Here is a 22,489-nt window from a genome sequence, read left to right as displayed (position 1 = left end):
CCGCCAGCAGCACCTTGCCCCGGAACGGATCGTTTGCACTTCACCGCCAAAAGCCTCAAGCGACGCCATGCCAGGTCGGGCACCGGACTGACGCATCGGCTGCTCGCAAGCTGGTCCGGCCTCGCATCGGCGATCGTGCTCATGCCGATCGCCGCCATCGCATGGCTTGCGGTGACCGGCGGCGGCGCGGACTGGCCGCATCTCATCGAGAACGTCATTCCCCGCGCCACCGTCAGAACGCTGATGCTCGTCGGGCTGACCGGCGCGGTGACCGCCGCCGTCGGCATCGTGACGGCATGGCTGGTGGCGACCTGCGAATTTCCGCTGCGCCGGCTCCTCTCCGCCATGCTGGTGCTGCCGCTTGCTATCCCGGCCTATCTCGCGGCCTATGCCTTCGGCGAGCTCTTGACCTTCACCGGACCGGTCCAGGGCCTCATCCGGGCGCTCTTCGGTTTTCAGACGAGCCGAGACTATTGGTTTCCGGATGTGCGTTCGCTCGGCGGCGCGGTGCTGGTGATCAGCTCGGTCCTCTATCCCTATATCTATCTTGCCTGCCGCTCGATGTTTCTGATGCAGGGCCGTGCGGCCGCCGACGTGGCCCGCACGCTCGGCGCCGGGCCGCTCAAGGTCTTCCTGAAAATCCAGATCCCGATGGCCAGGCCGGCGGTCGTGATCGGCCTGACGCTCGTCGCCATGGAAACGATGAACGACATCGGCGCGGTCGAATTTCTCGGCGTTCAGACCCTGACCTTTTCTATCTTCGACACCTGGCTCAACCGCGGCAGCCTTGCGGGTGCCGCGCAGATCGCCTGCATCATGCTTGTTTTCATCGTCGCGTTGATGATGGTCGAACGTGCCGCCCGCCGCAGCCAGCGCTTCGCCAGCCAGAAGACGACGGCGGCCGTCCACGACGCGGTGCGCCTCGAGCTGTCGGGCTGGAAGAAATGGACTGCAACGCTCGTCTGTCTCCTGCCTGTTCTTTCCGGTTTTGCCGTCCCCTTCCTGGTGCTCGGCAACTACGCATTGAAGCGGCTCGACCAATTTTTGGCGCCGCGCCTCCTCGACGCATTGCTGCACAGCATCCTGGTCTCCGGCCTGACGGCACTCGTCGCGGTTTTCCTGGGTTTCGTCGTGGCCTATGCGGCCCGCACCGGCCGCTCGCCGCTCACCGAAGCCGCCGGGCGGCTCGCCTCGTTCGGCTACGGCGTGCCGGGAACGGTGCTCGCCATCGGCGTGCTCTTTCCGCTCGCCGCCTTCGACAATGGCCTGGATGCATGGATGCGCAGCCTTTTCGGCACTTCCACCGGTCTCGTCCTCAGCGGCACCGGCTTTGCGATCGTCTATGCCTGCGCGGTGCGGTTTCTAACCATGGCCGAGGGAACGCTGGAAGCCGGCTTCCACAAGCTCTCGCCGCATCTCGACATGGCCGCCCGCGCGCTCGGCCGGACGGGCGGCCAGACCCTACGCTCGGTGCTTCTGCCGATGATGCGCCCGGCGGTGCTGACATCGGCGCTGCTCGTCTTCATCGAAACGATGAAGGAGCTTTCCGCGACCATCATGCTGCGGCCGTTCAATTTCAACACGCTCGCCACCCTCGTCTACGAGGACGCGTCGCGCGCCAAGGTAGAGGATGCTTCGGTCGCCGCGATGATCATCGTCATCTGCGGCATGATCCCGGTCATTCTGGTGTCGCGGTCGCTCGAACGCCGCTCATAGGACAGGCGCAAAAAAGAGGCGGCTCGCGGCCGCCTTTGAAGTCATGCTAACCAACAAATGCTCGAGAACTCGGGACGTCATGTCTGTGACAGCATCGCTGCTGCGGCACCGGCGCCTTGATGGACCGGCCTCCAGTTGGCTCGACCATGCCCCGGCAAACCTTAACAAGACCTTACCGCCAGACCCGACAATTTTAGGAAACGAACCGCAAGTCGGATTGCTTGGTTAATTCAGCGGGCGCGTCCAGGCTAACCGGCGCCGCCCCCTCAGGTCTTCAGCGCCTCCAGTCCGGCAAAGAGATCGAGCGCCTCGGGATTGGCGAGCGCCTCCTTGTTCTTGACCGGCCGGCCATGCACCACGTCGCGCACGGCGAGCTCGACGATCTTGCCGGATTTGGTGCGGGGAATGTCGGCGACGGGGATGATCTTCGCCGGCACGTGCCGGGGCGAGGCGCCGACGCGGATTCGCGCCTTGATCGCCTGCGTCAGCTCCTCGGTCAACGCAACCTCCGGCGCGAGGCGCACGAACAGGATCACCCGAACGTCGTCCTGCCAGTCCTGGCCGATGCAGAGCGCTTCCGCGACCTCCGGCATCTGCTCGACCTGATTGTAGATTTCCGCCGTACCGATGCGCACGCCGCCCGGATTGAGCGTCGCGTCGGAGCGGCCGTGGATGACGATGCCGCCATGTGGCGTCCATTCGGCAAAGTCGCCATGGCACCAGACATTGTCAAAGCGCTCGAAATAGGCGGCGCGATACTTGGCACCTTCGGGATCGTTCCAGAACATCACCGGCATCGACGGAAACGCCCTGGTGCACACCAGTTCGCCCTTCTCGCCGCGCACCGGCTTGCCCTCGTCGTTCCAAACATCGACGGCAAGGCCCAATCCCGGGCCCTGGATTTCGCCGCGCCAGACCGGCTTCAGCGGGTTGCCGAGCACGAAGCAGGAGACGATGTCGGTGCCGCCGGAAATCGAGGCGAGCTGGACGTCGGATTTGATCCCCTCATAGACGAAAGAGAAGCCCTCCGGCGAAAGCGGCGAGCCGGTCGAGGTCATCAGCCTGAGCGCCGAGAGATAGTGCGTCGTCGCCGGCGTCAGCCCGCCTTTGCGTACCGCATCAATGTATTTTGCCGAAGTCCCGAACACAGCGAAGCGCTCCTCGTCCGCAAAGTCGAAGAGGACGTTGCCATCTGGATAGAAGGGCGAGCCATCATAGAGGCATAGGGTTGCGCCGACGGCGAGGCCGGAGGCCAGCCAGTTCCACATCATCCAGCCGCAGGTGGTGAAGTAGAAGAGCCTCTCGCCTTCCTTCAGCCCGCAGTGGAAGCGGTGCTCCTTGAGATGCTGGAGAAGCGTTCCACCGGCCGAATGCACGATGCATTTCGGCACGCCCGTCGTGCCGGAGGAAAACAGGATGTAGAGCGGATGGCTGAAGGGCAGGCGCTCGAAGGCAAGCGGCTCGGCTTCGAAAGCGGCGATGAAATCGGCAAGCGTCACGCCGCCGTCAATTGCCGCTGCAAGTGCGGCGCTGTCGCCGGCATAGGGGACGACGAGGGTCGGCGCACGAAGCGTCTTCGCCACGGCGCGCACCTTCGCGTCGACGTCTTGGCGCTTGCCGTTGTACCAGTAGCCATCGCAGGCGACGAAGAGCTTTGGACCGATCTGGCCGAAGCGGTCGAGAACGCCCTGTTCGCCGAAATCCGGAGAACAGGAGGACCAGATGGCGCCGAGCGAGGCGGTGGCGAGCATCAGCGCGATCGTCTCCGGCAGGTTCGGCATCATCGCCGCGACACGGTCGCCGACGCCGATCCCCTGCGCCTTCAGCGCCTGCTGCAGGCGTGAGACGAGACTGCGCAACTCGTCCCATGAAAGCCGATAGCGGACCTTGTCTTCGCCACGGAAGATCAAGGCGTCATCGCCACCGCTGCCACGCAACAGATTTTCGGCAAAGTTGAGTTTCGCGTCGGGGAAGAAGCGGGCTTCGAGCATCCGCTCGCCGTTGATCAGCGCTCGACCGCCGCGCTCACCGACGACGCCGCAATGCTCCCAAACGGCAGTCCAGAAATCGCCGCGCTCCGCCACGGACCAGCCGTGAAAGGCATCGTAGTCGGAGAACCTGCGGCCGAAGCGCGCTTCGCACCAGGTCATAAATTGCGCCATCGGGCTCCGCGCGAGCGTCTCGGCGTCCGGAACCCACAAAGGTCGATCTGTTTGCATGCGTTCCTCCACTCCCTCTGCCCTGTTCTATACCATGCTGCAACGCAAAATAAACAGCGTGCACGGCAGCGCCACCTCCTTGAAGACGACATTTCCATGTCAGTTGCATTTGCCCTCTTCAAGGCCTATCCAGACGGTTTCACCAAGGGCGATGCCGACCGACCGAAATGTCCAGACCCATCCGGAAAATATCGCGCGTCTTGAGGCTGCGCCTGCAGCGTCGCCATTTCGTCTGGTCTGCGGCAGGCGGGGTCATTCTCGCCCTCGGTTACAACGCCGCCCTGCCCCTGCTCGTCTCGACCACCGGCGTGCGCGCAGCGATGGAGCGGACGCTCGACAGCTGGTCTGGCGGCAAGAGCAGGATCAACGGTGAACCGACCGTCCGGCTCTGGCCCGAACCGCTATTGACCTTGCCGTCGGCGACGATCGAAACCAGAGGGCCCGAACCCCGTCCGCTTGCCGAAATTGGCCGCATCACCGCATCGTTCAGTCCGCTTTCGACGCTTCTCGGCGATCCGACGCTGGAGGACATAAGCCTTGTCGATCCCGTCGTCACGATCGAGCGCCGGGCCGACGGCACGATCAACTGGCAAAAGCCGCATTGGCTCGCCCCGTCCGAAGCCGCCGCATTGGCTCAGGAAAGCCCCTTCGGCGACATCGCGATCGAGAATGGCCGGCTGATCGTGCTCGACCGAATGGCTGACGGCAGCGACATCGACATTCCGGGAATCTCCGGCACGATCAAGTGGCCCTCCTTTGCGGGACGATTGAGCACGCAACTGTCGGCACGGCTGAGCGGCGAAGAGGTCGCCTGGGCGTTCGTCTGCGACGATCCGCTCTCGCTCTTGGCGAAACGAAACGCGCCGCTGAAGACGTCGATCACATCGGCGCCGCTGACCTTCTCCTTCGAGGGCGTCGGCAAGCTTTCGTCCGTTCCCTTCGCGTCCGGCCATCTGCAGATGTCCGCAGCTTCCCTTCAAACGCTCACTGAGTGGTATCACGGCGGCTCGACAGCGACGCTCCCGCCGGGAGGGCTCAGCATCGACACCAGAGTGACCACCGGCGAGAAGACGCTGAAGCTCGACGAACTGGCATTCACCATGGGCGGCGCCAGCGCGACGGGCGTACTCGATATCTCCCTTAACGACGGCAAGGCGCCGAGCGTAGAAGGGACGCTCGCCTTCGATCGCATCGACCTCAACGGTGTTCCCGTCGCCGCGCTTTCACCGCTTGGTCGGGACGACCGCCTTTGGCGTCTGGTGGAAAGCTTTGTCGCTGCCTGGCAAACGGACGTTCGCCTTTCCTCGCAGGAGGTCCTCGCCGGTCCCCTGCACCTGACCGACGTCGCCGCCGGAGTGTTGATCGATGGCAAGCGCGCCTCGCTCGACATCGGCGACAGCAACTACGCCAACGGCAGCCTGAGCGGCCGCGTCGTGCTCTCTGATGAAGGGCTGGACCATGGCGGCCGATTGCAGGCGCGCCTCAAGGACGCCGATTTCGGTGCAGTGCTCGGCAGCTTCGGCCTGAACGGTCCGGTGCCGGCCGGCCGGGGCATTCTCAGCATCGACATCGGTACCGATCACCCCGTCTGGGCCACGGGTCTTGGCGACATATGGGGCGATCTCACCTTGTCGCTGGCGAATGGCAGCATCGCCGGCTTCGATGCCCACGCCTTCGCCGATCTCGTCCGCAAGGGCGAGTTCTTTTCGCTTTCTCAGGCGAATGAGGCGAGCTTCGACTTCCAGGTGGCGAACGTGAAGGCCAGCTTTGCCGACGGCACGGCGCGGCTCGACCGGGCCGATTTCACCGGAACGTCGGGAAACCTGTCCGTCGCCGGCGTCGTCCCCTATCGCAACGGCAGCCTCGCGCTTGCCGGAACGCTTCAAGCCGAGGCGCCCAGCGGCAATCAACCGGTTCGCTTCTTCGTCGGCGGCTCCTGGCCGAATGCGGTGATCTCGCCGCTTTCCGTTCTCGTCGCTCCGAAATAAGGCTCAGCCGATGGCCGCAATAGCAGCGCGCTCATCCTTTTCGCGCTGAACCTCCCGCCGCTTGGTGACGATCGATGCGACGACCACGCCAAAGGCGACGATACCGATCAGGATGGTGCAGATCGCATTGATCTCCGGCGTCACGCCGAGTCTCACCTGGCTGTAGATCTTCATTGGCAGCGTCGTGGCGCCCGGTCCGGTGGTGAAGCTTGAGATGACGAGATCGTCGAGCGACAGGGTGAAGGCCAGGACCCAGCCCGAAAATACGGCCGGCGCGATCACCGGCAGGGTGATCGCGAAGAAGGCCCTGACCGGGCTCGCGCCGAGGTCAAGCGCCGCCTCCTCGATCGATTGGTCGAAGCTCAATAGGCGTGACTGCACCACGACCGCGACGAAGCACATGGTGAAGGTGATGTGGGCGAGCGTGATCGTCCAGAAGCCGCGATCAAGCCCGATCGCCACGAATAGCAGCAGCAGCGACAGGCCGGTGATCACCTCGGGCATGACCAGCGGCGCATAGACCATGCCGGAGAAAAGCACGCGTCCGCGGAAGCGCGAATAGCGCACCAGCGCCAGCGCCGCCAACGTGCCCAGAACCGTCGCACACGTCGCCGACAGCAGCCCGACGCGAATGGTCACCCAGGCGGCATCGAGGAGCCCCTGATTGTGCCAGAGCTGGCTGTACCATTTGGTCGAAAAACCGGCCCACACCGTCACCAGTTTTGACTCGTTGAAGGAGAAGATCACCAGAAGCACGATCGGCAGGTAGAGAAAGCCGAAGCCGAGCACGACGGAGGCGATATTGAAGCGGGACCACTTTTCCATGTCCTATCTGCCCTCGCTATCGACCTTGGCCTGGACGTTCTGGAAATAGACGATCGGGATCACGAGGATCATCAGCAGGATGATCGCCACCGCCGAGGAGACCGGCCAATCGCGATTGGCATTGAACTCGTTCCAGAGCGTCTTGCCGATCATCAGCGTTTCCGACCCGCCGAGCAGGTCGGGGATGACGAACTCGCCGACGGCCGGAATGAAGACGAGCAGGCAGCCGGCGACCACGCCCGGCAGCGACAACAGGAAGGTGACGCGCCAGAAGGCGCTGATCGGGGTGCAGCCGAGGTCCTGCGCCGCCTCGATCAGCGAGTGATCCATCTTCTCCAGCGCCGAATAGATCGGCAGCACCATGAAGGGAAGATAGGAATAGACGATGCCGATATAGATCGCGGCATTGGTGTTGAGGATGATGAGCGGCTGGTCGATGACGCCGATCGCCATCAGGAACTGGTTCAGCAGCCCTTCGGGCTTCAGGATGGCAATCCAGGCATAGACGCGGATCAGGAAGCTCGTCCAGAAGGGCAGGATCACCAGCATCAACAGCATCGGTCGGATCGCGCGCGGCGCCCGGGCCATGCCGTAAGCGATCGGATAGCCGATCAGCAGCGTCAGGAAGGTCGAGATGGCGGCGATGACGACGCTCGACACATAGGCATTGAAATAGAGCGCGTCCTCGGTCAGCCAGACATAGTTGTCGACGGAGAATTCGCGGGCCTTCTCCAGCATGCCCGCCAGCCCGCCGGCCAGATCGAAGACCGGCGTATAGGGCGGCATGGCGACCGTGGTCTGCGACAGCGAGATGCGGAAGACGATGAAGAAGGGAATGAGGAAGAAGAACAGCAGCCAGGCATAGGGGACGATGATCACCAGGCGGCTCATGAGGGCTGAGGCAAGTTTCGCCATGGCTTCAATCCTTCAGGACGACGCCGGCATCCTCGCCGAACGAGATCCAGACCTGCTGGTCGTAACCGAGCGGGTCCTCGACCGCGCGCACCGCGTTCAGCGACGACGCCTTGACGACCTTGCCGTCCCTAAGGCGGACGTGGAACACGGTCATGTCGCCGAGATAGCCGATGTCCCAGATCTCGCCCTCGGCCGCATTGACCGGAGCATGGGCGGGCGGCTGGCGGCTGATCCTGATCTTTTCCGGACGAACGGCGAAGGCGGCCTTTGCTCCATTTGCCGGTTTTTCGGCCGAGGCGATGCGAAGCGGAATGCCGCCGGTCGTTTCGATCCGAACGGAACCGCCTTCAGCCGCGGTCACCGTGCCGTCGAACAGGTTCACGTCGCCGATGAAGTCGGCGACGAAGCGCGAATTCGGCGCCTCGTAAATCTCGGCCGGCGTCGCCACCTGGACGACCTTGCCGTGGCTCATGACGGCGATGCGGTCGGCCATGGTCATCGCTTCTTCCTGGTCATGGGTGACGATGACGAAGGTCAGGCCGAGTTCCTGCTGCAGATCCATCAGTTCGAACTGGGTTTCCTCGCGCAGCTTCTTGTCGAGCGCGCCGAGGGGCTCGTCGAGCAGCAGCACCTTGGGCCGCTTGGCCAGCGAACGGGCAAGCGCTACGCGCTGCCGCTGGCCGCCGGACAGCTGATGCGGCTTGCGCTGGGCGAATTTCTCGAGCTTGACGAGCTTCAGCATCTGCCCCACCCGCTCGGCGATATCGGCCTTCGGCATGCCGTCCTGCTTCAAACCGAAGGCGATGTTGTTCTCGACCGTCATGTGCGGGAACAGCGCGTAGGACTGGAACATCATGTTGACCGGCCGCCGATAGGGCGGAATGCCGGCGAGGTTCTGACCGTCGAGAACGATCTCGCCGGACGTCGGCTGCTCGAAGCCGGCGAGCATGCGCAACAGGGTCGACTTGCCGCAACCGGATGCGCCGAGCAGTGCAAAGAATTCGCGCGTGTAGATGTTCAGCGACAGGTCGTCGACGGCGGTGAACTCGCCGAACTTCTTGGTAACGTTCTTGACGGAAATGAATGGCTTGGAGGCGGGGTCCGCCCATGGTGCGAAGGAACGCCGGATACTACCGAGAGACTTCATCATATAACCCCGAAGTGCCGCAATCGATGGAGGCGGCGCCGCCCCGTTGCCGGCTGAACCGCTCCCGAAATCCCCCTGAAGAAATTGCCCGGATTGAGGTCCGGGCAATTCTTTTCCGCTCCTACTGACCGGTTACGATCTTCGTCCAGAGCCTTGTCAGTACCCGCTGCTCCTTGGCCTCGAACGGAGTCGTGGTGAAGAGCTTCTGCATCACGGCGTCCGAGGGATAGATGGCCGTGTCCTCGAGCACTTCCTTGTCGAGGAACTGTTGCGAGGCCTTGTTGCCGTTGGCGTAGAAGACGTAGTTCGACGCCTTGGCGATGACTTCCGGCTTCATCATGTAGTTGATGAACTCGTGCGCTTCGGCGACATGCGGCGCATCGGCGGGGATTGCCAGCATGTCGAACCACATCTGCGCCCCTTGCGCCGGGATCGAATAATCGACCGTCACGCCGGCCTTCGCCTCGGCCGCCCGGTCGCGCGCCTGGAAGATATCGCCGGAAAATCCGACCGCCAGGCAGATGTCGCCATTTGCCAGCGCATTGATATATTCCGACGAGTGGAACTTGCGGATATAGGGCCGGACCTTCAGGAGCAGATCGGCGGCCTTTTCGAGATCGGCGGCCTCGTGGCTGTCCGGATCGAGGCCGAGATAGGTCAGCGCCGACGGCATGATATCGGTCGGCGAATCGAGCAGGTGAATGCCGCAATCCTTGAACTTCGCCGCGATCTCGGGATTGAAGATGACGTCCCAGTTCGGCTTCTCGTCGGCGCCGAGAATTTCCTTCATCTTCTCGACATTGTAGCCGATGCCGGTGGTTCCCCACATGTAGTCGACGGCATATTCGTTGCCCGGATCGTACTTTGCCGTACGCTCCATGATCACGTCCCACATGTTCGAAAGATTCGGCAACTTCGATTTGTCGAGCTTCTGGAACACGCCCGCGGCGATCTGGCGCTGCAGGAAGCTCGCAGTCGGAACGACGACATCATAGCCGGAGCCGCCGGCAAGCAGCTTGGTTTCGAGAATTTCATTGGAGTCGAAGACGTCATAGACGACCTTGATGCCGGTCTCCTTGGTGAAATCCTCAAGGATGCTGTCGTCGATATAGTCCGACCAGTTATAGACGTTGACGACCCGCTCCTGGGCGAAAGCGAGCGTGGCCGCTCCGCCTAGCATTGCGGCCGCCAAAGAGGCGACAAAGAGTTTGCGCATACAACTCCCCCTTTTATTGGCTCGAGACACGCCGCATCTTTCCGCCGCGGTTGCGTCCTGTGTTGATCGATGCGATGCCGAAGTTAGGCATGTTTCTCAGTAAGCTCAAGCGCTTTCGCACCGGCCAAATCGACCATCCCCCAAGTCGATTGCTTTTTCACAAGCACAAGCAAAATCCGAGGCTTATACGCCGGTCCGCACGTGCCCGGCCACGGGCCACGCCAGCTCCGTCCGTGGTCTGCCGTCGCGTTCCGCGAGACCAGAACGACCTGCTGTCGCAGGCGCCAGCAAAGCGCGAGCTCCTCATTGAAAATCGAACACGCTCAAGCCCGTCGCCATCTCGTCGAGACCGAGTGGCCGGGTGACGGGCGGCTCGGCGCGGGCCAGACAGCCCTGGCGCTCGCACAGGCGACAGACCGGGCCGACAGCGATCGCCGGCAGACGGGCGGCCCCATAGACCGTCTCCTGCGCGAAGCCGGCATCGCAGCCGATCAAGAGCGCGGTGCGCCTGACCCGCTCCTGAAAGGCCGCCTGGGGTCCCTCGACCGTCCGGGCGATGGTCAGGAACTCGCCGCCATCCGTCATCTCCACCCGGTCGACGAGGATCTGCCCCGGCACCGCGAAGGCGGCATGGATGTTGAGCTTCGGGCAGGCACCGCCGAAGCGGGCATGCGGAAAGCCCTGTGCGCCTGCGCGGCGCAGCCGATGGCCGGCATTGTCGATTTCCATCAGGAAGAAGGGAATGCCGACGGCGCCGGTCCGCTGCAACGTCGTCAGGCGGCTGGCCGCCTGCTCGAACGACACCTGGAAGCGTGCCCTGAGGAGGTCGATGTCGTATTTCGCCCGCTGGGCTGCGGCATGGAAGGCCGCGTAGGGCATCATCAGCGCATGGGCGGCATAGCGTGCAAGCTCGAAACGGCCGATGCGGCGCGCCTCCGCCGTCGAGAATTGAATCTGGTCGAGCTCCGCCACGATCGCGTCGTGACAGGCGATCGATGCGACCTCCATGGCGGTTTCGAGCGTTTGGTCGAAGGGCGACAGCCGCTCGGAAATGAAGAGGCGCATCGAGTGGCGATCGAATCGGCGGCGCAGGTTTGGCATGACGTGCACCGGCAAGGTCCGCACGACGAGACCGTGCTCTCTCTTCAGCCAGGCCCTCAGCACCCCCGCAAGGTCTTCGCCCGGCGACAGGCTCGCATGGAAGGCCTCCATGGCCTCTTCGATCCGGACAAAATGGTTCGGCCGCGCCTCAAGGGTCTCGCGGACCTCGTCGATCGGCAGCCGCGTGTCGGCAAGCGTCGCCATATGCCCCTGGCCGGCGAGGAGCTCCGCCAGGTCCTTCAGACGCAACGCCTGTTCGCGATAGGCCCGATAGAGCTTGACGACGCCGCCCGACACGTTGGGAGCAGCTTCGGTGACCTCGATCAGCTCCTGATCTCCCGGCAGTTCGCCGGCGAGCAGCGGATCGGCAAATACCTCGCGCAATTGCGTGAGGCTGCCGCCGGCTTCGCCCTGCAATTCGTCGAGATCCACCTTGTAGACCGAGGCCAGCTTGAGCAGCAGCTGCACGGTCAATGGCCGCTGGTTGCGCTCGATGAGGTTCAGGTAGGACGGCGAGATGCCGAGCGCCTCCGCCATTGCCGTCTGGGTCAGTTGAAGGCCGTTGCGGATTCGTCTGACGCGCGGCCCGGCGAAGATCTTGTTCTCGGCCATTTGTCACTCCCTTTACAGAAGCTCCACAGACGCTTCTTTGACAAGCTTTACAGCTTTACCGCTTCACCCTGTCAAACACAAGACAAGGTAACCCCTTTTGCGACGACAGAACGGCGATAGATGTGGCTTGTTTCTGCAGCGCAATGTAAAAAATGTCGTATCAGTTCACAAGTATTCAGCGAGCTAAGACGATAGTTGTAGAGCTCATGATGTTGACGAGGAGAAAAGAATGACTGATTTTTACAAACTCGTTCCGAGCGCGCCGCAGCGCCGCTTCGACGGCATCGAGCGGCCCTACTCCGCCGCGGACGTGCAGCGGCTCCGGGGCTCGGTCGAGATCCGTTATTCGCTCGCGGAGATGGGCGCGAACCGCCTCTGGAAGCTCATTCACGAGGAGGACTTCGTCAATGCGCTGGGCGCGCTCTCCGGCAACCAGGCCATGCAGATGGTCCGCGCGGGCCTGAAGGCGATCTACCTATCGGGCTGGCAGGTTGCGGCCGACGCCAACACCGCCTCGGCAATGTATCCGGACCAGTCGCTTTATCCGGCCAACGCTGCGCCGGAGCTCGCCAAGCGCATCAACCGCACCCTGCAGCGGGCCGACCAAATCGAAACCGCGGAAGGAAAAGGCCTTTCGGTCGACACCTGGTTCGCGCCGATCGTCGCCGACGCGGAAGCCGGTTTCGGCGGGCCGCTCAACGCCTTCGAGATTATGAAGGCCTTCATCGAAGCGGGTGCCGCGGGCGTCCACTACGAGGACCAGCTCGCCTCGGAAAAGAAGTGCGGCCATCTCGGCGGCAAGGTGCTGATACCGACCGCGGCGCATATCCGCAACCTGAACGCCGCCCGGCTCGCCGCCGACGTCATGGGCACGCCGACGCTGGTCATCGCCCGCACCGACGCGGAAGCGGCCAAGCTGCTCACCTCGGACATCGACGAGCGCGACGGGCCCTTCGTCGACTACGATGCCGGCCGTACCGTGGAAGGCTTCTACCAGGTGAAGAACGGGATAGAGCCCTGCATTGCCCGCGCCATCGCCTATGCGCCGCATTGCGACCTCATCTGGTGCGAGACCTCGAAGCCGGATCTCGAACAAGCGCGCAAATTCGCCGAAGGCGTGCACAAGGCGCATCCGGGCAAGCTGCTCGCCTATAATTGCTCGCCGTCGTTCAACTGGAAGAAGAACCTCGACGACGCGACGATCGCCAAGTTCCAGCGCGAGCTCGGCGCCATGGGCTACAAGTTCCAGTTTATCACGCTCGCCGGCTTCCATCAGCTGAACTACGGCATGTTCGAACTGGCGCGCGGCTACAAGGACCGGCAGATGGCCGCCTATTCGGAGCTGCAGGAAGCGGAGTTCGCGGCCGAGGTGAACGGCTACACGGCGACCAAGCACCAGCGCGAAGTCGGCACCGGCTATTTCGACGCCGTGTCGCTGGCGATCACCGGCGGCCAGTCGTCGACGACGGCGATGAAGGAATCGACCGAGCACGACCAGTTCCGCCCGGCGGCGGAATGAGGGAAGGCGTGAAACGAAGACCGGGGCGCGCGACATCCCTGCCCGTTGCGCGCCCCGGAACACCGAAAATTCTCGAACCGCAAGCGGACAGGAAAATGGTTTCCGCCGCATCCGGCTCTAAGCTTTGAAGGAGCACTCCCATGACAGTTCAGACACGCGTCAAGGAACGGGCCGAGGAACAGTCGTCGGCCATGACCGCGGACCAGCAGGCGGCGATCCGCATGGTCGCCAACGACCTGCACCGCCTCAACCAGTCGGTCATGAAGGCCGTAGAGGCCGGCGTCTCGGTCGAACTGGTGCGCTCGGCACGCCATCACGGCGGCGACGGCAACTGGGGCGACCTGCTGATCCCGGTCGTCGTCACCCAGGGCCGGCCGTGACGGTGGCACTGGCCTTGGCGGCGGCCGCGCTCATGCTCGGCGCCGCACTCTGGCAGGAGATCGAGTGCCGCAGCAGGCAAGCGCTACAGGTTCGAGTTCTCCTTAGGAGATCTGGTAGACTGATCGACTGAACGGATAGCGTGGCGGCCGGTGAAATGCTGGCCACCACGCATTCTGCGGTCAGGCGGCACTCCGCCTCGGCCGCTTGCCGGCGAAGAGATCCGCATGGCTGCGGAGCAACCGCGTCAGCCGGTCCACGACGGTGCGGATGTCCCGCCGGTGGCGGTCCTCATTGTTCATGACGATCCATTGGCGATGCCGCAGCGGGCCGACCTCCTCGCCCGCTCGCTCCAGTTGCGGGTCGAGATCGCCGACGAAACAGGGGAGCACCGCCTTGCCGGCCCCGGCGCGGGCGAGGTCCAGGAGGGAGCGGGGGCGACTGACGGTAGCCACGATCCGGCCGGATGCATTTTCGTGCGGCCAGCGCAGATAGGCCGAGAGGGCGTCCTCTTCGGCGACGGCGACCCAACGGTCCGATGCGCCGGGGGCGTTCTTCCGGCAATAGGCGGCATAGGCGACCTCGCCCACCGGCCGCGAGGCGAGATAGGTCTCCTCCGGTTCGAAGGCGCGAATGCCGATGTCGCTCTCCCGGTAGGCGAGGCTCGCCCGCGCCTCGCCTATCGACAGCGAGATGGCAAAGGTGTCCCGTTCCGTGCAGATCGCCGGGAAGTTTTCGGCGATCAGCCACGATCCCCAAGTACCCGCCGCAATGCGCACGACCGTGGCGCCCTCGCCCTCCTTCTGCCAGCTTTCGACCTTGCGGGCCGCCGCTTCCATCTCCTGCAACTGCTCGAACAGGAAACGGCCGTCGGCCGTCAACCCGTAGCCGGTTTGGCTGCGGACGAATAGGTTGCGGCCTGTGCGCTCCTCAAGTTCCAGCATCCGCCGCCCGATCGTGGCGGGGCTCAGCCCCGTCGCCTGCGCGGCACCGGTCAACCCGCCGCCGCGCGCCACGGTCATGAAACAGCGATAGACGTCCCAATCCATGTTTTTCATGTCTGAAAAACGTATGAGGAAATCGGCTGTATGTAAAACAGTTTCAGCTGCATAAAAGAGGAGATGCCCACGAAATGAGGAGCATCACGATGGACATGATGGCAATGGCCCTGCTGTTCGACATGGCGTCGAAGAACCGCCGCTCTGACGAACAGGCCGAGCGGCGGTCGCGAGACCGGACGGGAAACCTCGCGGAACATCTGATCGGCGCGCTTTTCCGCAGGCCGCGGCCTCCAGCGAGGCACGGCGATTGCGAAGGTTTTCCGCGCTTTGTGCCTTGAAGAACTGACGCAAGACAAACAGGAACGCCGCGCAGCTTCGATGCGCGGCGTTCATCTGAAGCATTGTGGCGGGAACGCTCCGTCTGCGCTATGCGGCGTGATAAATCTGCCCGGCTCCGCTTTCCGGCTCCAGGCGGAACTGCTCGACCAGCATCATCAGCGTATCGGCCTGGGTCGCCAGTGTGCGGCTGGTGGCCGTCGCCTCCTCGACCATGGTGGCATTCTGCTGGGTCATCTGATCCATCTGGTTGACGGAACCGTTGACCTCGTGCAGCGCCGTCGCCTGGTCGCGGCTTGCAGTGGCGATCATCTCGACATGCTGGCTGACGGTGACGATCTGCGCGCTGATCGAGGCGAGCACCGCCCCCGTCTCCTTGACGAGCAGCGAGCCGGAGCTGACCTCGTCCGTCGACTTGTTGATCAGTCCCTTGATTTCCCTTGCCGCCTCGGCCGAGCGCTGCGCCAGTTCGCGAACCTCCTGCGCGACGACCGCGAAGCCCTTGCCCGCCTCGCCAGCCCGCGCCGCCTCGATACCGGCATTCAGGGCAAGCAGGTTGGTCTGGAAGGCGATGTCGTCGATCACTTCGATAATCTGCTCGATTTGACGTGATGCATCCTCGATGCGACCCATGGCGGCAATGGCATTCGCGACCACGGTCGCCGAATTGTCGGCGCTCCGCTTGGTTTCGGAAACCGCTCGGTTCGCCTCATGGGCGCGTTCCGCAGAGGAGCGCACCGTCGCGGTGATCTGGTCGACGGCGGCAGCCGTCTGCTCGAGCGAAGCGGCCTGTGCCTCGGTTCGCCGTGACAGCGCATCGGCGGAATGGTGCATGTTGGCACCGCTCTGCTGTATCCCCTGGGCATTGCCGCGGATCTGCGCCAGCGTGTCCTGCAGGCGGATGAGCGATCCGTTGAAGTCCTGTCGCAGTTGCTCCAGGCGGCCGTGGAAGGGCACCTCGATCTGCTGGGAGAGGTCGCCCTGGGCGAGCCGGCCGAGGCCGGCAGCAAGCTCGCTGACGGCGAGATCGATCTGCCGGTCGAGCTCGCGCTTATCCGCATCGTTGCGGCTGCGTTCGGCTTCAGCCCGGGCGCGCTCTTCCGCGCTTTCCGCCTCGATTCGCACCTTCGAGAGGGCGTTCTCCTTGAAGACGCCGAGCGCGCGCGCCATGTCGCCGATCTCGTCGCGCCGTGCACCGCCGTCGATCGCGGTATCCAGCCTGCCGTCAGCGAGCCGGCGCATGGCGGCAGTGATCTGTCCGATCGGCCGTTTCAGTGTGAGCGTCAGCGCGACCCCCGCAAGCAGGGCGATCACGACGCCAGCCACCGTGGCGGCCACAGAGATCTGATTGGCTTCCTCGCGCTCGGTGCCGGCGGCGACCTTCTGCTGCTCGGCAAATCCGGTGAGATCATTCCAGATCTCGTTGATCGAGGCGCCGGCCGCGTTGAATTCCGCCGTCCGCTTGTCGGTGATCTCGACCAGCGAAACGCCGTCCTTCTTCATCGCATTGATGATCGGCAAGACCGTTTCGGCCATCGCATCGAAGAAGCTCAGGTCCTTCGCGATGCCGCGCAAGGTCGTGAGGTTCGACTGAACGGCCAGAAACTTGTCCAGAAGCTTCTGGCGGTTCTCCTCGTTGGTGTTGCCGAGGAAAGCGGCCGTCGCGATTTGAATGTCGGTGATCGACACGGACAACCGGCGGGTGGCAGTCAGGACCGACTCCGTCGCAGCAATCTTGCCGTCGAGCTCCGCAAAGATCTGCGTCGCCTCTCGCATCTTGCCGACGGAGGCGGCCTCCAGGCGGAAGCTGGCATTACGGAAGCGATCGACGAATTTCGAAAGGTTGGCAAGCGTTTCGGGGCCGGCGGGCGCCCGGATCAGCGCGCCGATTGCGCCGGCGGCCGAATTGACCGTTTCGGCGAGTGACTTCTCGCCCTTGGGCAGCAGGGTGAAAATGTCGCGCTGGGTGCGGCCGAGCACCGGGAAGCGATCCTTTGCAACCTTCAGCTTTTCCTCGACCGTGATCGCCTTGCTGACCTCGGTGGCGAACTCGGTATAGAACCGGCTGGCACGCATGAGCTTCTCGGCGTTGCGCAGCATCGTCTTTGCCGCGTTTTCGTCCTTGCGCACCGCATATTGCAGCCGGTTTGTTTCGTCGTTGATCTTCACCTGCTCGGTCGCCAACTTCTGGAGATTGGCCTTCGTCGCCGCGCGCAGTTTCTGTTCCCCCTCGTGGAGCGTCCAGAGTCCGTCTATGCGGGCCTCGATATCGGTCGTGGCGCCGATCGCGGCGGTCAGTTCCGTCTCGCCGCTTGCGCCTGCGACCTGCGCCGCCGTGTCGGCCAGGACCTCCTTCTGCGCGGTGATCGTGTCCTTGACCGCCTTGCGGCTCACCTCGGTGGTCTCGTGCAGGAACTGGTTCATTCCGGCATAAACATCCTTGAAGCCGCTCAGCGTCTGCAGGACGCTGTTCGAGATCTCCATGCGGCCCTGCAGCAGGCCCGAGGCATAGAGGCCGGTGATACCGACCGCCGTGATGCTGACGACGAACGGCAGGATGAAGAACAGAACCTTCGTCTGGATCTTGAAGCGGGCAAGAATCCTGTCAATGAACATGGAAAACACCTTGGCTCCCAGCGCGCGTTTGGCCTCCCCCATGGCAGCTGGCGTCCAAACAGGACACCGAAGCGCCACCCGATGCGCAAACAGGCTGATGTTTTTCGGAAATCATGCGGCGCACGCCGCCAGTCCGTCGGCAATCATTGCGGGACCCGCACCGCTTCTGCGGCGAGGACCTGACGGACTCACGTCATCCGCATAGTCGTTTTGAACGATTAAGATTCCTATAAGCGCGGCGTACGCCCGAGGCCCGGTCGAAACCGGCGCCGGTTACTTGCGCTCGCGTCCGCGGCAAACCGCCCGCGGAATGCGTTCGATCGAGGCGAATGAGAAATCAGAGGGAGGAAAAGATTGCCAAAGCGACGATCGCGAAAAGTGCAAGAGTGGCGGCGAAAGCGATCAGTTCGCCTTGCGCGCGGCTTTCATCGGCGCGGGCGATGGCAATAGCACGGGGACGGCGACGTTGCTGGCTCATGGCATCCTGTCCTTCCTGTTTGGCAGGACCGTTCGGGTCTTGCCATGCGCTTCATGGTGCAACCATCCCGCGGCTGAGGAAAGGCCATGAATTGGAAACAGTCTGGTCTGCGTTCTGAGACCGTACCACCAGTCCTCGGCCGGCTGTGGAAGCCAATTGCAAAGCAGGTTCGACTATTTCCCTTAACAATGGCTGAAGAGGCAAATCACCATTTTTGCCTCCCGGTTACACGTCTTGACCGGCAGCAAAGCCGGATGCCCAGGCCCATTGGAAATTGTAGCCGCCTAGCCACCCGGTGACGTCGACGCATTCGCCGATGAAATAGAGGCCGGGGATGTTCGTCGCTTGCATGGTCCGCGAGTCGAGCGCGCGCGTGTCGACGCCGCCGAGTGTCACTTCGGCGGTCCGGTAGCCCTCGGTTCCGGCCGGCTTCAATGTCCAGGCCTGGATGGAAGCCGCGAGCGCGTCGATCGCCTTGTCCGAGAGATCGGCAAGCAGGCGCCCGGCGAGCTTTGCCTCCTCGGCAAAGAACTGCGCGAGCCTCCGCGGCAGTATGTCGGCCAGTGCCGTCTGCGCCGCCTGGCGTCCGCTGGTGCGGCGCATACCCTTCAGGATCGAGGCGATATCGATGTCCGGCATCAGGCGCAGGACGATCTCCGCGCCCTCGCGCCAATAGGAGGAGATCTGCAGGATCGCCGGTCCGCTCAAGCCGCGATGGGTGATGAGCACCGCCTCGCGGAAGGCCACCTTGCCGAAGCGCACCTCGGCATCGGCCGCGACACCGGCAAGCGCGCCGAGCTTCTCAAGCTGGGCCGGATCGAGCGTGAAGGGGACGAGTGCCGGCCGCGTCTCGACGACCGGCAGGCCGAACTGCTCGGCAGCTTTATAGGCAAAGCCTGTCGCTCCCATCTTCGGGATCGATTTGCCGCCGCTCGCAATCACCAGCGAGGCGGCATCGATCGTCCCGGCGCTGGTGGTGACGCGAAAACCCGAAGCGGTCCGTTCCACGGCCGAAAGCGCGGTCTCGAGCCGCAGCATCGCGCCTGCTTCCTTCATCTCGGCAAGGAGCATGCGGATGATGTCCTTGGCCGAGTGGTCGCAGAAGAGTTGCCCGAGCGTCTTCTCATGCCAGGCGATGCCGTGCCGCTCGACGAGCGATACGAAATCCTGCGGGCGGTAGCGGGCAAGCGCCGACTTGCAGAAATGCGGATTGTCGGAAAGGAAATTCTTGGGGCCGGTGTGACTATTGGTGAAGTTGCAGCGGCCGCCGCCCGAAATGCGGATCTTCTCGCCCGGCGCCTTGGCATGATCGACGACGACGACACGGCGGCCGCGCTTCCCCGCCTCGATCGCGCACATCATGCCGGCGGCGCCCGCGCCGATGATCACCACATCCTGCTTTTCGATCACGGAGAGCCCTCTTCGCGTTTCTCGCCTTCCTTTCCGGCGAGAGGCGAAAAGTCAATCGCGAAGCACTGCAGCGCCGGGCGTCTTTCGAAAGCGCAAAGGATCCTGCGGCAATTTGGGAGCTGTGGGCTTTGTCCGCAAATCGCATCCGATTTGCGGAACATGCAGTAGCCAATTGGCAAAGGGCGGCTATGATGCGGGCTATCCTAAGCAGAATCCGGTGAATTATGTCTTCCAAGAGAAGCGTTGCCCAACAGACAGCAAAGGTCAGCAAGAGTACAGGAGTTCCCCTCGCCCTGCATTCCCCCCGAGGTGTCAAGACGTGGAAGGAGGCGGTCGACTGGCTGAAGATCCGCGGCATCGAGGACATCGAGTGCATCACCCCCGACCTTGCCGGGGTGCCGCGCGGCAAGATGATGCCGACGTCGAAGTTCACGTCCAACACATCGCTGGCACTGCCTTCGGCGATCTACCGCCACACGATTTCCGGCGAGTATCCGGAAGAGACCGGCCAGTTTCGCTATGACTCGCGCGACAGCGACATCAAGCTGGTGCCGGACCTTTCGACAATCTCCATCGTTCCCTGGGAAAGCGATCCGACGGCCCAGGTGATCTGCGATATCGTCGGCTCGCAGGGCGAACAGATCAGCTATACGCCGCGCAATGTCCTGAAGCGAGTCGTCGACCTCTACCGGCAGAAGGGCTGGAAACCGGTTGTCGCGCCCGAGATCGAATTCTACCTCGTCGCCCAGAACGATGACCCGGACTATCCGCTGCGTCCGCCGAAGGGCCGTTCCGGCCGCTCCATTCTCGGCGGCCAGGGCTATTCGATCGCTGGCATCAACGAATTCGACGAACTGATCGACGACATCTACCACTTCTCGGAAAAGCAGGGCCTGGAGATCGACACGCTGATCCACGAAGAGGGGCCGGCGCAACTCGAGATCAACCTCAGGCACGGCGATCCGATCGAGCTTGCCGACCAGGTGTTCCTGTTCAAGCGCACCATTCGCGAAGCGGCGCTGAAGCATGGCATCTACGCCACCTTCATGGCGAAGCCGATGCAGGGTCAGCCGGGCTCGGCAATGCACATCCATCAATCGGTCCTCGACATCGAGACCGGCCGGAACATCTTCTCCAACCCGGATGGCGCGCCCTCCAAGGAGTTCTTCTCCTTTATCGGCGGCATGCAGCACTATGTGCCGAAGACGTTGTCGATGATGGCGCCCTACGTGAACTCCTACCGGCGCCTGACGCCGGACATGTCGGCGCCGGTCAACACGGCCTGGGGCTACGACAACCGCACGACGGCCTTCCGCATCCCCGTTTCGGACCCGGTCGCGCGGCGCATCGAAAACCGCCTGCCGAGCTCCGATGCGAACCCTTATCTGGCGCTCGCCGCCTCCCTCGGCTGCGGCTATCTCGGCATCATGGAGGGTCTGCAGCCGACGCCGCCTTCGGAAGACACTGCGAATGACGGTGAGATCGATCTGCCGCGCGGCCTGCTCGAAGCCATTTCGCTGCTCGAATCGGCGCCATCGCTGGCCGAGGTCTTCAGTGCCGAGTTCATCGCCATCTATGCCGGGGTGAAGCGCGGCGAGTTCGAGACCTTCATGCAGGTCATCAGCCCGTGGGAACGTGAATTCCTGCTCCTCAACGTCTGACCTGAGGAGCATGCGGATGGAATGGCAAAGCCCGATCTCGCCCGGACTCTCCTGGTACGAGGCGACGGTCCCGGACCGGCCCAGCTATCCGGCAATGCCGGGATCGCAGAGGGCTGATGTCGCCATCATCGGCGGCGGCTATACCGGGCTGCAGGCGGCCTTCAACCTTGCGAAGGGCGGGGCCGACGTCACGCTGATCGACGCCTGCCGCCTCGGCGACGGCGCCTCGGGGCGCAACGGCGGCCAGTTCGGCACCGGCCAGCGCGCCTGGGCCGACGAGACGGAAGAGGTGCTCGGACACGAACGGGCGCAACTGCTCTTCGACATGGCGGAGAACGCCAAGCGCTACGTGCTGGATTTCGCAAGCGCGCACGGGATCGATATCGAGTTCGTGCCCGGCCAGCTCTCAGTCGGCCATAAGAGGAGCTTCGAGACCGACTATCGCCGCCATGTCGAGGCGATGGCGGAACGGTTCGGCTACCCGCACCTCTCCTTCATGGACCGGGAGGAAACCGCGCACCGGCTCGGCTCGCGCCACTACCACTTCGGCATCCGCGACACCGGCACCGGCCATATTCATCCGATGAAGCTGCTCGTCGGGCTCGCAAGGCAGGCGGCCCTTGCCGGTGCCAAGCTCTACGAACAGACGAAGGCGCTGAGGGTCGAGAAAAAGGGCGGTGCGGTGGTTATCGAGACGAACCAAGGCACGATCACCGCGGACCGGGCGCTGATCGCCTGCAACGCCTATATCGGCGATCTCGAGCCGGTGACCGCCAGCCACGTGATGCCGATCCGCTCCTTCATCGGCGCGACCCCGGTGCTGACGAACCACCCGGAGATTCTTCCGGGCGGCGAGTCGGTCGACGATTCGCGGTTCGTCGTGCGCTATTTCCGCAAAACGAAGGATGGCCGGCTGCTGTTCGGCGGGCGCGAGGCCTATACCGCCGACAATCCGCGCGACATTTCCACCCACATCCGCCGCCAGATCCGCGAAATTTATCCTTCACTTGCCGATATCGACATCACCCATGCCTGGGGCGGTTCGGTCGGCATCACCATGCCGCGCCAGCCCTTCTGCCGCGAGGTCATGCCGGGGGTGACGAGCATCGGCGGTTATTCGGGCCACGGCGTCATGCTCTCCAACTATTGCGGCAAGCTGTACGCTGACCTCGCACTCGGCAGAGCAACGGAACTTGACTTTCTCAAGGACTTGAAAATACCGGCGTTTCCAGGCGGGATTCGTTTTCGCTCCGCCCTCCTCTTCCTTGCCCTGAGCTGGTATGCCTTGCGCGATCGGCTTTAGAGCCGCATGGTTCCGGAGCGGGTATTGCCCAGGCCGACTCCCTAGGTT

General features: G+C 63.4%; 17 protein-coding genes. 7 read left to right on the top strand and 10 right to left on the bottom strand.

The window, feature by feature from the left end:
* Window positions 1–33: 33 nt before the first annotated feature.
* Window positions 34–1,716, top strand: coding sequence for an iron ABC transporter permease (locus CO664_RS23810; RefSeq protein WP_097540095.1), 1,683 nt, complete (start codon window positions 34–36; stop codon window positions 1,714–1,716).
* Between the two features lie 266 nt (window positions 1,717–1,982).
* On the opposite strand, the gene CO664_RS23805 is transcribed toward CO664_RS23810, so the two are convergent.
* Window positions 1,983–3,935: an acetoacetate--CoA ligase gene (locus tag CO664_RS23805; RefSeq protein ID WP_097540094.1), complete on the bottom strand. Its 1,953-nt coding sequence runs from the start codon at window positions 3,933–3,935 to the stop codon at window positions 1,983–1,985.
* Between the two features lie 167 nt (window positions 3,936–4,102).
* On the opposite strand from CO664_RS23805, the gene CO664_RS23800 reads away from it, so the two are divergent.
* Window positions 4,103–5,923, top strand: a complete 1,821-nt coding sequence (locus CO664_RS23800; RefSeq protein WP_176536654.1) for an AsmA family protein — start codon at window positions 4,103–4,105, stop codon at window positions 5,921–5,923.
* A 3-nt stretch (window positions 5,924–5,926) separates the two neighbouring features.
* On the opposite strand, the gene CO664_RS23795 is transcribed toward CO664_RS23800, so the two are convergent.
* The 5 genes from CO664_RS23795 to CO664_RS23775 form a co-directional block, all read right to left on the bottom strand.
* Window positions 5,927–6,748: an ABC transporter permease subunit gene (locus CO664_RS23795; protein WP_097540092.1), complete on the bottom strand. Its 822-nt coding sequence runs from the start codon at window positions 6,746–6,748 to the stop codon at window positions 5,927–5,929.
* 3 nt (window positions 6,749–6,751) lie between these two features.
* Window positions 6,752–7,663, bottom strand: a complete 912-nt coding sequence (locus CO664_RS23790; protein ID WP_097527253.1) for an ABC transporter permease subunit — start codon at window positions 7,661–7,663, stop codon at window positions 6,752–6,754.
* 4 nt (window positions 7,664–7,667) lie between these two features.
* A complete protein-coding gene (locus tag CO664_RS23785; RefSeq protein ID WP_037424111.1) occupies window positions 7,668–8,810 on the bottom strand; it encodes an ABC transporter ATP-binding protein in 1,143 nt (380 codons plus the stop codon).
* A 121-nt stretch (window positions 8,811–8,931) separates the two neighbouring features.
* The gene (locus CO664_RS23780) at window positions 8,932–10,026 is read right to left on the bottom strand and encodes a polyamine ABC transporter substrate-binding protein (RefSeq protein WP_097527254.1); all 1,095 of its coding nucleotides are present in this window, start codon (window positions 10,024–10,026) and stop codon (window positions 8,932–8,934) included.
* Window positions 10,027–10,329: 303 nt separating this feature from the next.
* A complete protein-coding gene (locus tag CO664_RS23775; RefSeq protein WP_097540091.1) occupies window positions 10,330–11,739 on the bottom strand; it encodes an XRE family transcriptional regulator in 1,410 nt (469 codons plus the stop codon).
* A gap of 229 nt (window positions 11,740–11,968) precedes the next feature.
* Between CO664_RS23775 and aceA the strand changes: the two genes are divergently transcribed.
* On the top strand, window positions 11,969–13,258 hold the full coding sequence (aceA, locus tag CO664_RS23770; RefSeq protein WP_097527256.1) for an isocitrate lyase: 1,290 nt from the start codon (window positions 11,969–11,971) through the stop codon (window positions 13,256–13,258).
* Window positions 13,259–13,398: 140 nt separating this feature from the next.
* Window positions 13,399–13,638, top strand: a complete 240-nt coding sequence (locus CO664_RS23765; protein ID WP_037424011.1) for a hypothetical protein — start codon at window positions 13,399–13,401, stop codon at window positions 13,636–13,638.
* 180 nt (window positions 13,639–13,818) lie between these two features.
* Here the strand turns inward: CO664_RS23765 and CO664_RS23760 are convergent, their stop codons facing one another.
* Entirely contained in the window at window positions 13,819–14,694 is an 876-nt protein-coding gene (locus tag CO664_RS23760) for a LysR family transcriptional regulator (protein WP_097540090.1), read from the bottom strand.
* A gap of 89 nt (window positions 14,695–14,783) precedes the next feature.
* On the opposite strand from CO664_RS23760, the gene CO664_RS23755 reads away from it, so the two are divergent.
* Window positions 14,784–14,975, top strand: coding sequence for a hypothetical protein (locus CO664_RS23755; protein WP_095677906.1), 192 nt, complete (start codon window positions 14,784–14,786; stop codon window positions 14,973–14,975).
* 88 nt (window positions 14,976–15,063) lie between these two features.
* Here CO664_RS23755 and CO664_RS23750 read toward each other — a convergent pair whose 3' ends face one another.
* The 3 genes from CO664_RS23750 to CO664_RS23740 all read right to left on the bottom strand — a co-directional run bounded on the left by CO664_RS23750 (window position 15,064) and on the right by CO664_RS23740 (window position 19,477).
* Complete coding sequence (locus CO664_RS23750; protein ID WP_097540107.1) at window positions 15,064–17,589, bottom strand: HAMP domain-containing methyl-accepting chemotaxis protein; 2,526 nt, start codon at window positions 17,587–17,589, stop codon at window positions 15,064–15,066.
* A gap of 337 nt (window positions 17,590–17,926) precedes the next feature.
* Window positions 17,927–18,067 (bottom strand): hypothetical protein, encoded by a 141-nt coding sequence (locus tag CO664_RS30810; RefSeq protein ID WP_086022794.1) that lies wholly within the window; start codon window positions 18,065–18,067, stop codon window positions 17,927–17,929.
* Window positions 18,068–18,292: 225 nt separating this feature from the next.
* Window positions 18,293–19,477 carry an NAD(P)/FAD-dependent oxidoreductase gene (locus CO664_RS23740; RefSeq protein WP_037424007.1) on the bottom strand — a complete coding sequence of 395 codons (1,185 nt, stop codon included), beginning with the start codon at window positions 19,475–19,477 and terminating at the stop codon, window positions 18,293–18,295.
* A 224-nt stretch (window positions 19,478–19,701) separates the two neighbouring features.
* Here CO664_RS23740 and CO664_RS23735 point away from each other — a divergent pair, with 224 nt between their 5' ends.
* Complete coding sequence (locus CO664_RS23735; RefSeq protein ID WP_037424005.1) at window positions 19,702–21,138, top strand: glutamine synthetase family protein; 1,437 nt, start codon at window positions 19,702–19,704, stop codon at window positions 21,136–21,138.
* Window positions 21,139–21,154: 16 nt separating this feature from the next.
* Window positions 21,155–22,441 (top strand): FAD-binding oxidoreductase, encoded by a 1,287-nt coding sequence (locus CO664_RS23730; RefSeq protein WP_097540089.1) that lies wholly within the window; start codon window positions 21,155–21,157, stop codon window positions 22,439–22,441.
* Window positions 22,442–22,489: the final 48 nt, after the last annotated feature.

The organism is Sinorhizobium sp. NG07B (genome assembly GCF_002532005.1).
Classification (GTDB): Bacteria; Pseudomonadota; Alphaproteobacteria; order Rhizobiales; family Rhizobiaceae; genus Sinorhizobium; species Sinorhizobium fredii_C.
This window is presented reverse-complemented; position numbering and strand designations above follow the sequence as displayed.